This is a genomic window from Dyella sp., assembly GCF_051954575.1.
GTDB lineage: Bacteria > Pseudomonadota > Gammaproteobacteria > Xanthomonadales > Rhodanobacteraceae > Dyella_B.
This window is the reverse complement of the sequence record NZ_JBQCHP010000080.1, coordinates 32723-44711: the sequence shown is the minus strand read 5'-3', so window position 1 is coordinate 44711 and position 11989 is coordinate 32723. Positions and strand designations below refer to the sequence as shown.

Genomic DNA, 11989 nt, shown 5'->3' with positions numbered 1-11989 from the left:
CCGAGTAGGGTCTGTTGCGGCACGGCAAGCTGCCCCAACATTAGCGTGCGGGCGCTCAGCACGTCGCGCATTTCAAGGAATCCCCATGCATACCCACGAAAGCACTGTTCGCCTGATGCCCGACGTGGCCAGCCAGGCGCAGCCGCATCTGGCCGGCGCGCTGGATTGGGTCGGGATGGATGGCATCGAGGTGCCGGTATTGTTCGATGCGGGCGACGGTACGGCGCAGCGTTCCAGCGCCCAGGTCGGCGCGTTCGTCAACCTTACCCGGCCGGACAAGCGCGGCATCCATATGTCGCGCCTGTACCTATTGGTCGACGAATACCTGAGCAACAAGCTGGTGGATGTGGGCATGCTGGAAGCCTTGCTGCGCGCCTTCCTCGATTCGCATCAAGAGCTGTCCGATCGCGCCCGCATCAGCATACGTTTCGACCAGCTCGTGCGCCGCGCGGCCTTGCGCAGCAGCAACAGCGGCTGGCGTGCGTATCCGGTTTCCATCGAGGCCAGCCTGTGCGAAGACGGTTTTCGCCTGGAGCTGGGCACCGAAGTGGTCTACTCCTCCACCTGTCCGGCTTCGGCTGCGCTGTCGCGGCAGTTGATCCAGGAACAGTTCGCCAGGGATTTCGACGCCGGCAAGCCGCTGGATCATGCCGCCGTGCTGGCCTGGCTGGGCAGCGAGAAAGGCATCGTCGCCACGCCGCATGCGCAGCGCAGCGTGGCGCGCTTGCTGGTGCGTTTCAACCAGGGCGCGCCGTTAAATTTGATCGGCTTGCTCGATCGTGCCGAACAATCGCTGGGCACGCCGGTGCAAACTGCGGTGAAGCGCGAAGACGAACAGGCGTTTGCGCTGGCCAACGGCGGCAACCTGATGTTCTGCGAAGACGCGGCGCGTCGCATCCAGCGCGCGCTCGATGCCGACGACAGCATCGCCGATTTCCACGTGCGGCTCGAACACCAGGAAAGCCTGCATCCGCACGATGCGGTGGCTTACGCCAGCAAGGGCGTCGCGGGCGGTTATGGCGACGCACGCGCCTGATCTGCCCCAGCCGCTGTTGCTATCATCCCTGCGATTGATCCGTGCGATTGAGATCGAGGAGTCGCGATGAAAATTCGCCATGGAATGCTTTTGGCCGGCGTGTTCGTGCTGGCCGGTTGCAGTTGGATGCCGCATTTTGGCAAGCATCATGAGGCGCCGCCCGCGCAGCAAACGCTGATGAAGTCGCTGGCCGGCGAAGTCGACTATCACCTCGTGCACGATCTGCCGCCCGACGCGTACCTGGAAGTTTCGCTCAATCGCCGTGACGCCCCTGCGCGCGTGATCGCGACCGATCGCATCGCACCGATCGGCCCGTCGCCGGTGTCGTTCGTGCTGAGCTACGAGCCGGACGATGTGCGCAATGGCACCGACTTCACCGTATCGGCGAGCATCAAGCAGGGCGATCGCACGCTGGCAAACAGCGATATCCAGCCGCGGGTGCTGGGCAACTCCGGTAACGACGGCCCGGTGCTGGTAGTGGTTTCCGAGTTGCACTGATCGCAGCTCCCGCAGTTGCGGGAGCGACGACACTGCGTTCGGCGATCAGCGATCGAACGCCAACCGCTGCCCGCGCACCGCGTCATCCACCTTCGAGCCATTCCACACGCGCTGTCCATTGACGAAGGTGGCTGCGATCGAACTGCTGAACGTAAAGCCTTCGAATGGCGACCAGCCGCATTTGGACAACACCTCTTCGCGGCGCACCGTATGCGGCTTGTTGGGATCCACCAGCACCAGGTCGGCCGCATAGCCTTCGCGCAGGAAGCCGCGCGCGTGCACGTCGAACAACGTGGCCGGCGCATGGCTTACCGCCTCCACCACGCGTTCCAGCGTGAGCTTGCCTTCGGTCACGCGTTGCAGCGCGGCTTGCAGGGCGAATTGCACCAGCGGCAGACCAGAGGGCGCCTTGTCGTAGAGCTGGCCTTTTTCTTCCAGCAGGTGCGGTGCGTGATCGGTGGCGAGCACGTCGATGCGGCGTTCCGCAACAGCTTTCGTAATGGCTTCGCGATCGGCGGCCGTCTTGATGGCGGGATTGCACTTGATCAGAAAACCCAGACGATCGTAATCCTCGTCGCTGAAATGCAGGAAATGCACGCAGGTTTCGGCGGTGATCCGCTTGCCCTTGAGCGGGCCGGGCTGGAACAGGGCAAGCTCGTCGGCGGTAGAGATATGCAGCACGTGCAGGCGCGTGCCGTGTTTCTGCGCCAGCGAGATCGCCAGTCGCGTGGACTTGATGCAGGCCTCGCGCGAGCGGATCAGCGGGTGTTCGCGCGCGGGAATGTTTTCGCCGTATTTTTCGCGCGCCTTGGCGTGCAGGGCGTCGATCATCGGCGTGTCTTCGCAGTGCGTGATGATCGGCGTGGGCGCTTCGCGGAAGATGCCGTCCAGCGTGTCGGGATTGTCCACCAGCATATTGCCGGTGGAGGCGCCCATGAACACCTTGATGCCGGGTGCGGCCTTGGGATCGAGCGAGCGGATCGCTTCGAGATTGTCGTTGCTGGCGCCCAGGTAGAACGCGTAGTTCACCGCCGAACTTTCGGCGGCGCGGGCGTACTTGGCTTCCAGCGAATCACGATCCAGCGCCGGCGGCCTGGTGTTGGGCATTTCCATGAAGCTGGTGATACCGCCCGCGGCGCAGGCGCGCGACTCGTGCGCGATGTCGGCCTTGTGCGTAAGGCCTGGTTCGCGGAAGTGCACCTGGTCATCGATCATGCCCGGCAGCAGCCAGAGCCCGGTGGCGTCGATCACCTGCTCGCCGGGGCGGGAGTCGAGACTGTCGCCGATGCTGTCGATACGACCGTGCCTGATGCGCAGATCGGCGTGGAAACGACGCCCTTCATTGACCAGTTCGGCGTTCTTGATCAGCCAATCGGTGGACATGAGCATTCCTTGAGCAGCGCGGATGGGGCAGGGCCATGCAGTGTACGACGCACTCAGTGTTCTGCGTCCCCTGCCTGCCGGTTCAAGCCGCGGCAGCCCGCAAAGTGGAAATGGTCGGGCACCGGGTCGTTGCCGCCCGAGCACAGCGGTTGGCAGCGTACGATCCGCCATCCGGCCAGCAGGCCACCCCGCCACGGACCGAAGCGGGCCACCGCGACACGTGCATAATCGGAGCAACTGGGGTAAAAGCGGCAACGCTGTCCCAACAGCGGGCTCACGTAGCGCTTGTAAAAGTTGAGCAGGAAGAGGATCAATCGACTCACGGCATTCACGTCGCCGAAACCGCCTGTGGCGCCCGATGGTGCAAGTATTCCAGAAGGATGGTTGCCGGTGTGAAGGGTATTGGGCTATAACAGCCGGCCGCCAAGGCCAAAATGGTGAAGGTAAATGGCGAAAACCACGCGTAGTACCACCGCCGTCAAGAAAGCTGCAAAGGGAAAGGCTGCGGGGAAGAGCAACGAAGCCAAGACCAGCAAGGTCAAGGTCGCTGCCGCCAAACCCGTGAAAAAGGCCGAGCCTGCCAAGAAGGCTGCGGTGAAGAAAGCGCCGGCCAAGGCAGCCGCCAAGAAGGCGCCGCCGGCCAAGCAAGCCGTGGCCAAGCCCGCTCCCAAGCCGCAGCCGAAGAAGGCCGAACCGGTCAAGGCCGTGAAGCAGGCGGTCAAGCCGCCGGCGCCGAAACCTGCCGCGCCGGCCGCCAAGCCCGCGCCCGCCAAGCAGGCGGCGGAAAAGCCGGCTGCCAAGCCAGCGCCGGCACCCGCTCCGCCCGCCGCAGGCAAACGGCCAACGCAGGTTACACAAACTGCAACACCACAACCCGTATCATCACTCGCTGCCCGGCCCATTGCGGGTAAGGTAGCAAGTGCCGTGGGCCCCACGGCGCCGCGCGTAGCGAATGCCACTGCGCATAACTCCACCAGCAAAAAGCAGAAGACCACGCAGTCCTCAATGAATAGCTCCGCTACAACGCTCGACAATGGTGTAACCCGCGAAGACGGCCGTTACGCCCTGCCTCTCACGACGAACATCGATCTGCCCCCGGGCTATCGTCCTTCGCCCGACGAGGAGTACATGAACCCTCGTCATCTCGCCTACTTCCGCAATAAGCTTCGCGTCTGGCGCGAACAGCTGGTGGAAGAATCGCGCCAGACCATGGAGAACCTGCGCGACGAAGTGCGCGACGTCGGCGACGAAGCCGAACGTGCCACCCGCGAAACCGAAAACTCGCTGGAGCTACGCACCCGCGATCGCTATCGCAAGCTGATCTCCAAGATCGACAAAGCCCTGCGCCGCATCGAAGAAGGACGTTACGGCTACTGCGAAGAAACCGACGAGGAAATCGGACTCGAGCGCCTAGACGCCCGCCCGATCGCCACGCTGTCGCTGGATGCGCAGGAGCGTCGCGAGCATCTGCAAAAGCAGATGGGCGACTGATTTTCAGGCGTTCGCCGCAACGACAAAGCCCCGCCTGGTGCGGGGCTTTTCGTCGGTTGGGGTGCAAACCCCAACGTCGTTATGTTGGTGCATCGCCGTTGGGGTCTGCACCCCGACCTACAGCGCTGCCGCCGCGTACGCCTTCAACTTCGCCAACATCGCCAACAGGCCGTTCGAACGCGTTGGCGACAGATGCTTGGCCAGTCCGATCTCCTGGATGAAGGCCGGTTCGGTGGCCGCGATCTCCGCGGCCGGGCGATCCGAATACACCCGCAGCACCAGCGCGATCAGGCCTGACACGATGGCCGAATCGCTGGCGGCGTCAAAGTGCATGTTCGAGGCATCGCCGCTGGGCACCAGCCACACCATCGACTGGCAGCCGTGCACGCGGTAGTCCTCGTTCTTCCACTCCTCGGGGAAGGGCGGCAGCTGCTTGCCGAGGTCGATCAGGTATTGGTAGCGCTCGGTCCAGTCGCCGAAGAAGGCAAACTCGTCGGCGATCTCTTGCTGGGCCTGGACGGCGGTGGTGTTGGCAATCGTGTTCATGCGGCCATTATCGCGCGATGGAGGTTCATCAGGCCTAACCGCGGCCATCAATGCTTGACCACGCTCCAGCGCGTACCCTGGGCGCCGTCCTCGATCACCACGCCGATGGCGGCCAATTCCGCGCGAATTGCGTCCGCCCGGGCGAAATCGCGAGCGGCGCGTGCGCTGCGGCGTTCTTCCAGCAGCGCTTCCACGTGCCCGGCATCCACCGCGTGGCCGCCTGCCTGCTTGAACCAGGTTTCCGGATCCTGCTGCAACAGGCCGAGCGCCGCGCCACCGCCGAGCAGGGCGGCCTTGCTGATGGGGCTGGGCGCCTGGCGTGCGGCATCGGCGAGCAGGGACAGTTCGGCCAGGGCTTGCGGCGTATTCACGTCATCGCAAAGCGCCGCTTCCAGGCGTTCCGGCACCGACAGCGGCTGGGTGGTGTCGACCGTGACGTCGCCCAGTTCGCGCAGCACGCGATACCAGCCGTCCAGCGTGCTGATGGCCTGCGCCACCGCCGCGTCCGACCAGTCCAGCGGCTGGCGGTAGTGGCCGCGCAACAGCAGCAGGCGCAGCGCTTCGTGCGGATGGTGCTTGAGCAGTTCATGCACGTGCAGCACGTTGCCCAGCGACTTGGACATCTTGCGCCCGTCGAAGGTGAGCATGCCGTTGTGCAGCCACCAGCGCGCGAACACCTTGCCGCCATGTGCGCAGGTGGATTGCGCGATCTCGTTTTCGTGATGCGGAAACTGCAGGTCCACGCCGCCGGCGTGGATGTCGATGGTTTCGCCCAGGTGCGCCGCGCTCATCGCCGAGCATTCGATATGCCAGCCGGGACGGCCACGTCCCCACGGGCTGTCCCAGCCGGGCAGTTCCGGCGTGGAGGGTTTCCACAGCACGAAGTCGGTCGGGTTTTTCTTGTAGGGGGCCACTTCCACCCGGGCGCCGGCGATCAGCTCGTCGGTATCGCGGCCGGACAGCTCGCCATACGCGGGATAGGAGGCCACGTCGAACAACACGTGGCCTTGGGCCGCATAGGCATGGCCGCCCTCGATCAGGGTCTGGATCATGGCGATGATCTGGCCGATATGCGCAGTGGCGAGCGGCTCCACGTCCGGCGGGGCAATGCCCAGTTCGGCCATGTCCTCGCGATAGGCCTGGGCGAAGCGAGTGGTGATGTTGCCGATCGGTACGCCCTGTTCGATCGCGGCGGCGTTGATTTTGTCGTCCACGTCGGTGATGTTACGGGCGTACACCACTTGCGGGTAATGCCGGCGCAGCAGCTTGACCAACACATCGAATACCACCGGCCCGCGCGCATTGCCGATATGCACATAGTTGTAGACCGTGGGCCCGCACAGGTACACCGTCACCCGGTTCGGATCGAGCGGCGAGAAGGGCTCGATGCGGCGGCTGAGGCTGTTATAGAGCGAGATCGGCATGGCGGAGGGCGCGGTCGGGTCAATGAGCCCGCCATCTTATCAAGCTCTTGCACGGTTGCCGCTGGAAATCACTTTAAAAGTTTCGAAAAACGACCTAAAAACAGGGCATTAAGTTACGTCCGTTCTAAGCGTGGATTCAGTGTGAATTTGCTGCAATGGCGCTATGTGGCTCTAGTGCCCGAAACCCTCTGCCGGAGGCTGTCCATGAACAAGAAAACGCTGTTGATCTCCGTGTTGACGCTCGCCGTGGTTTCCGCTGGGGCGATGGCGCAGCAGGGAGGGTATCCGCCGCCGCCAGGTGCGCCCGGTCCGGACAATGCCCACTTCGCCTGGGCCGATGTGCTCCGTGTTGATCCGGTCTATGGCATCGCGCGAACCTCCGCCCCCACCACCCAGTGCTACGACCAGCAGGTGGTTCAGCAGACCCCGGGCAACAAGGGCGTCGGCACCGTGCTGGGCGCGGTTGTCGGCGGCGTGCTTGGCAGCACCATCGGCCATGGCCGCGGCAACACCGCCGCCATCGTGGGCGGCGCCGTGGCCGGTGGCGCGGTCGGCAACTCGGTGGCCAGCGGCGGGCAGACCTACAGCTCCACCCAGACCGTCTGCCAGCCAGTCACCCAGGTCAGCGAGCAACGCCAGATCATCGGCTACGACGTGGAATACCGCTATCACGGCGACGTCTACATGTCGCGCCTTGGCTACGACCCGGGTGAACGCCTGCGGGTGCGCGTAAGCGTCTCGCCGGCGGATTGAGCCGGCAAGCGCGAACAGGAGCGGAAAGGCCCGCCTCGTGGCGGGCTTTTTTTATTCCCTATCGCCCTATTCATCCCTGTTGCATAGCAGCGGGATTCCCGTCATGATTGCCTTTCAACCGCCCGGACACCTCATGTCTTCAGCCGTCTATACCGCTACCGTGCTTACCAGCGCCCGCATGGCCGCTGGCATGACCTCGCGTGCGCGCCGACCGCTGAACCGACATTCGGCCGGGTAGGCTGTCGCCACGTTGCATGTGTAATACGACGACGAAACCCGGCCCTCGCGCCGGGTTTTTTGCTTTTCGGACTGGAGTCAACGATGTCACTTCGTCATTTCCTCACCACTCAGGATTACAGCCGCGCCGAGGTCGACGCACTGCTTGAACAGGCTGCCGCGTTCAAACGCTCGCCGCGCGGCCAGCAACTGGCCGGCAAATCGGTGGCATTGCTGTTCTTCAATCCTTCGATGCGCACCCGCACGAGCTTCGAACTGGGTGCGTTCCATCTGGGTGGCCACGCCATCGTGCTGTCGCCCGGCAAGGATGCGTGGCCGATCGAATTCCGTCCCGGCGTGGTGATGGGTGGCGAAGCCGAAGAGCACATCGCCGAAGTGGCGCGTGTGCTGAGCCGTTATGTGGATTTGATCGCCGTGCGCGCGTTCCCGAAATTCCAGGACTGGTCGGTGGATCGCGAGGACGCGGTGATCAAGGCGTTCGCCCAGTACGCCAGCGTGCCGGTGATCAACATGGAAACCATCACGCATCCGTGCCAGGAGCTGGCGCACGCGCTGGCGTTGAAGGAGCGCTACGGTGATCTCACCGGCCGCAAGTACGTGCTGACCTGGACCTATCATCCCAAGCCCTTGAACACCGCGGTGGCCAATTCCGCCTTGTTGATCGCCACCAAGATGGGCATGGACGTCACGCTGCTGTGTCCCAACCCCGACTACGTGCTGGATGAGCGCTACATGGCGTTCGGCGCGCAGAACGCGAAGGAAAACGGCGGTTCGCTCACCGTCAGCCACAACATCGAAGAAGCCTATCGCGGCGCCGACGTGGTCTACGCCAAGAGCTGGGGTGCGCTGCCGTTCTTCGGCCGCTGGGAAAACGAAAAGCCGATTCGCGATGCGCACAAGCACTTCATCGTCGACGAGGCGAAGATGGCGCTGACCAACAACGGCGTGTTCAGCCACTGCCTGCCGCTGCGCCGGAACATCAAGGCCACCGATGCGGTGATGGATTCGCCCGCCTGCATCGCCATCGACGAAGCCGAGAACCGCCTGCACGTACAGAAAGCGGTAATGGCCTCGCTGATCGCACAGCGCTGAGCGATCCATGTACCTGCCCAAGTCCTTCCACGAAACGCGCAGCGACGTACTGCACGCGCTGATTGGCGACTACCCGTTCGCCACCGTGATCATGCACGGCGCCGATGGTCTGGCGGCGAATCACGTGCCGCTGGAACTGGTCGGCGACACCGCGCTGCACGGCCACGTGGCGCGCGGCAACGAGCTGGCGAAGGCGGACGGCGCGCAGGTGCTGGTGATCTTCCACGGGGCCGACGGTTACATCAGCCCCAACTGGTATCCGAGCAAGCACGTCACCGGACGCGAAGTGCCCACCTGGAACTATGCCGTAGTGCACGTGCATGGACGTCTGCGCGTGGTGGAAGACAAGGCCTGGTTGCGCGAGCTGCTGGAACGGTTGACCAATCGCCACGAAGCCACCCAATCAAAGCCCTGGCATGTCGATGACGCGCCGGAGGATCACATCGAAAAGATGCTCGGCATGATCGTCGGCATCGACATCGCTGTTGAGCGCATCGAAGGCAAATTCAAACTGAGCCAGAACCACCCCGATGCCAACCGCGCCGGCGTACTTCACGGCCTGGCCGAACGCGCCGGCCGGCGCGATGGCGAGCTGGCCACACTGATGCAACAAGCCGAGGAACGTCGACATGACCGATAGGCAACACCAGTATCCCGTGCAAGTGGTGTGGACCGGCAACCATGGCAGCGGCACCAGAACCTATCAAGGTTATGGCCGCGAGCATGAAGTGCACGTGGCCGGCAAACCCGTGATCGCCGGCTCGTCCGACGCCGCTTTTCGCGGTGATGGCAGCAAGCACAATCCCGAGGACCTGCTGGTAGCTGCGCTGTCGGGTTGCCACATGCTGTGGTACCTGCATCTGGCCGCCGTGGCGGGCGTGGTGGTTACCCAATACGTCGACGATGCCGTGGGCACCTTGCAGGAACGCGGCAACGATGGCCGCTTCACCGAGGCGGTGTTGCGCCCGCGCGTGACCATCACCGCCGACAGCGATCCGGAAGTGGCCAAGCGCGTGCACGAGGACGCCCACCACGCCTGCTTCATCGCCAATTCCGTCAATTTTCCCGTGCGTTGCGAACCACGCATTGTCATCGAAACCGTGTAAACAACCTTTCTTTTTGGATCCCAAGCATCATGAGCAAAGACATCGTTCTGGCCTTCTCCGGCGGTCTCGACACCAGCTTCTGCATTCCCTATCTGCAGGAACAGGGCTGGGCCGTGCACACCGTGTTCGCCGATACTGGCGGCGTGGACGCCGAGGAGCGCGCCTATATCGAAGCGCGCGCCAAGGAACTGAAGGCGGCCAGCCATGTCACCGTCGATGGCGGCCCGGCGATCTGGAACGGTTTCGTCAAGCCCTTCGTGTGGGCGGGCGAGGGTTATCAGGGGCAGTATCCGTTGCTGGTATCCGATCGCTACCTGATCGTGGACGCCGCGCTCAAGCGTTGCGCAGAACTGGGCACCAAGGCGATCGCGCACGGCTGCACGGGCATGGGCAACGACCAGGTGCGTTTCGACCTGGCCGTGAAGGCGCAGGGCGATTACGAGATCGTGGCGCCGATCCGCGAGATCCAGAAGGAACACACCCAGACCCGCGCCTACGAACAGGCCTATCTGGAGCAGCGCGGCTTTGGCGTGCGCGCCAAGCAGAAGAGCTACACCATCAACGAGAACCTGCTGGGCCTGACCATGTCCGGCGGCGAGATCGACCGCTGGCAGGCGCCGGGCGAGGGCGCCATCGGCTGGTGCAAGCCGCGCGCCGAATGGCCGTCCAAACCGCTGCGAGTGAAGCTGCGCTTCGTCAACGGCGAAGCGGTGGCGCTGGATGGTGAGAAGATCGAAGGCCACATGCTGCTGGCCAAGCTCAATCAGCTGTTCGCGCAATACGGCGTGGGACGCGGCATTTACACCGGCGATACCACCATCGGCCTCAAGGGCCGCATCATTTTTGAAGCGCCGGGCCTCACCGCCTTGCTGGCGGCGCACCGTGCGCTGGAAGAAACCGTGCTTACCAAACAGCAGAATCGCTTCAAACCGGACGTGGCGCGCAAGTGGGTGGAACTGGTGTACGAAGGCTTCTACCACGATCCGCTCAAGACCGACCTGGAAGCCTTCCTGGCCTCCAGCCAGTCCAAGGTGGAAGGCGAGGTCACATTGGAAACCAATGGCGGCACCGTCACTGCGGTCGCGGTGGAGTCGGCGCATATTCTCAATGCCAAGAACGCCACCTATGCGCAGGCCGCCGATTGGGGCGTGGCCGAGGCGGAGGGCTTTATCAAGCTGTTCGGCATGAGCAGCACCTTGTGGGCTGAGGTCAATCGATGAGTGCAGCCTTGGGGAACGCAACCTTGCTGGATGCAACGCTGTCGCATCTGCGCGCGCTCGTGTCGTTCGACACGCGCAACCCACCGCGCGAAATCGGTACGGGCGGCATCTTCGATTACCTGCGCGAGCAATTACCGGGGTTCGAGGTTACGGTGACCGATCACGGTGCTGGCGCAGTGACGTTATACGCCGTGCGCGGCACGCCGAAGTATTTGTTCAACGTACATCTGGACACAGTGCCGGATTCGCCGCATTGGACGCGCGATCCACATGTATTGGAGGTGACGGAAGATCGCGCGATCGGTCTTGGCGCGTGCGATATCAAGGGCGCCGCTGCCGCACTCGTCGCGGTGGCGAATGCCTGCGATGGCGATCTGGCCTTGCTGTTTTCCACCGACGAAGAAGCCAACGATCCGCGCTGCATCGCCGCCTTTCTCAAGCATGCGCCGAAATACGATGCGGTGATCGTGGCCGAACCCACGCGCGGTGAAGCGGTGCTGGCGCATCGCGGCATCCATTCGGTGCAGATGCGTTTCAGCGGGCAGGCCGGGCATGCATCCGGTGAAATCAAGGCCAGCGACAGCGCCGTGCATCAGGCGATCCGCTGGGGCGCGGCTGCGCTGGATCATGTGGAAAAGCTGTCGCACGAACGCTTCGGCGGTCTCACCGGCCTGCGCTTCAACATCGGTCGCGTCGAAGGCGGCATCAAGGCGAACATGATCGCGCCCACCGCCGATGTGCGGTTCGGTTTTCGCCCCTTGCCCAGCATGGATCCGGATCAGTTGCTGGAAACCTTCCGCACCCTGGTGGAACCCCATCCGGAGAGCTACGAAGAATTGTTCCGCGGCATGTCGCTGCCCGCGGGCGATGTGCCCAATGCCGAAACGCGTCGCCTCGCCGCACGCGACATCGCCGACGAACTGGGCATTCCCGTTGGCAACGCGGTGAACTTCTGGACCGAAGCGGCGCTGTTTTCCGAAGCCGGCTATATCTCATTCGTCTACGGTCCTGGCGACATCGCACAGGCGCACACCGCAGACGAATGGGTCGCGCTGGACCAACTACAAGATTACGCAGAAACCATTTACCGGATCGTTGAAAAGTGTGGCCAAGGACGGCCACTTTTTGACTCATCGCGTTCAGGGATGAACGCAAAGGATACATAACCGTGGAAGCGCATAAAAACACTCGCCAGACCATCGT

At 63.4% G+C, this 11989-nt stretch carries 13 protein-coding genes; 9 read left to right on the top strand and 4 right to left on the bottom strand.

Annotation, left to right across the window (positions count from 1 at the left end):
* Positions 1-85: 85 nt before the first annotated feature.
* Both folE2 and ACTHNE_RS11045 read left to right on the top strand, forming a co-directional pair.
* Positions 86-1036, top strand: a complete 951-nt coding sequence (folE2, locus tag ACTHNE_RS11050; protein ID WP_440269273.1) for a GTP cyclohydrolase FolE2 — start codon at positions 86-88, stop codon at positions 1034-1036.
* Positions 1037-1102: 66 nt separating this feature from the next.
* Positions 1103-1534 (top strand): YbaY family lipoprotein, encoded by a 432-nt coding sequence (locus ACTHNE_RS11045; protein ID WP_440269272.1) that lies wholly within the window; start codon positions 1103-1105, stop codon positions 1532-1534.
* A 45-nt stretch (positions 1535-1579) separates the two neighbouring features.
* On the opposite strand, the gene ACTHNE_RS11040 is transcribed toward ACTHNE_RS11045, so the two are convergent.
* Both ACTHNE_RS11040 and yidD read right to left on the bottom strand, forming a co-directional pair.
* Positions 1580-2917, bottom strand: coding sequence for a dihydroorotase (locus ACTHNE_RS11040; RefSeq protein ID WP_440269271.1), 1338 nt, complete (start codon positions 2915-2917; stop codon positions 1580-1582).
* A gap of 53 nt (positions 2918-2970) precedes the next feature.
* Positions 2971-3240, bottom strand: a complete 270-nt coding sequence (yidD, locus tag ACTHNE_RS11035) for a membrane protein insertion efficiency factor YidD (protein WP_440269270.1) — start codon at positions 3238-3240, stop codon at positions 2971-2973.
* A gap of 124 nt (positions 3241-3364) precedes the next feature.
* Between yidD and dksA the strand changes: the two genes are divergently transcribed.
* A complete protein-coding gene (gene dksA, locus ACTHNE_RS11030) occupies positions 3365-4408 on the top strand; it encodes an RNA polymerase-binding protein DksA (protein WP_440269269.1) in 1044 nt (347 codons plus the stop codon).
* A 117-nt stretch (positions 4409-4525) separates the two neighbouring features.
* Here the strand turns inward: dksA and ACTHNE_RS11025 are convergent, their stop codons facing one another.
* Entirely contained in the window at positions 4526-4954 is a 429-nt protein-coding gene (locus tag ACTHNE_RS11025; protein ID WP_440269268.1) for a SufE family protein, read from the bottom strand.
* 47 nt (positions 4955-5001) lie between these two features.
* Positions 5002-6378: a cysteine--tRNA ligase gene (gene cysS / locus ACTHNE_RS11020; RefSeq protein ID WP_440269267.1), complete on the bottom strand. Its 1377-nt coding sequence runs from the start codon at positions 6376-6378 to the stop codon at positions 5002-5004.
* 204 nt (positions 6379-6582) lie between these two features.
* On the opposite strand from cysS, the gene ACTHNE_RS11015 reads away from it, so the two are divergent.
* The 6 genes from ACTHNE_RS11015 to ACTHNE_RS10990 all read left to right on the top strand — a co-directional run bounded on the left by ACTHNE_RS11015 (position 6583) and on the right by ACTHNE_RS10990 (position 11952).
* Positions 6583-7131 carry a glycine zipper 2TM domain-containing protein gene (locus ACTHNE_RS11015; protein WP_324937951.1) on the top strand — a complete coding sequence of 183 codons (549 nt, stop codon included), beginning with the start codon at positions 6583-6585 and terminating at the stop codon, positions 7129-7131.
* A gap of 321 nt (positions 7132-7452) precedes the next feature.
* Entirely contained in the window at positions 7453-8460 is a 1008-nt protein-coding gene (locus ACTHNE_RS11010) for an N-acetylornithine carbamoyltransferase (RefSeq protein ID WP_324937953.1), read from the top strand.
* A gap of 7 nt (positions 8461-8467) precedes the next feature.
* Positions 8468-9100, top strand: coding sequence for an FMN-binding negative transcriptional regulator (locus tag ACTHNE_RS11005; protein ID WP_440269266.1), 633 nt, complete (start codon positions 8468-8470; stop codon positions 9098-9100).
* Positions 9090-9566: an OsmC family protein gene (locus ACTHNE_RS11000; RefSeq protein WP_324937957.1), complete on the top strand. Its 477-nt coding sequence runs from the start codon at positions 9090-9092 to the stop codon at positions 9564-9566. The genes ACTHNE_RS11005 and ACTHNE_RS11000 overlap by 11 nt, the downstream gene beginning before the upstream one ends.
* 26 nt (positions 9567-9592) lie before the next feature.
* Positions 9593-10786, top strand: a complete 1194-nt coding sequence (locus ACTHNE_RS10995; protein WP_324937985.1) for an argininosuccinate synthase — start codon at positions 9593-9595, stop codon at positions 10784-10786.
* The gene (locus ACTHNE_RS10990) at positions 10783-11952 is read left to right on the top strand and encodes an acetylornithine deacetylase (RefSeq protein WP_440269265.1); all 1170 of its coding nucleotides are present in this window, start codon (positions 10783-10785) and stop codon (positions 11950-11952) included. Before ACTHNE_RS10995 ends, ACTHNE_RS10990 begins: the two co-directional genes overlap by 4 nt.
* Positions 11953-11989: the final 37 nt, after the last annotated feature.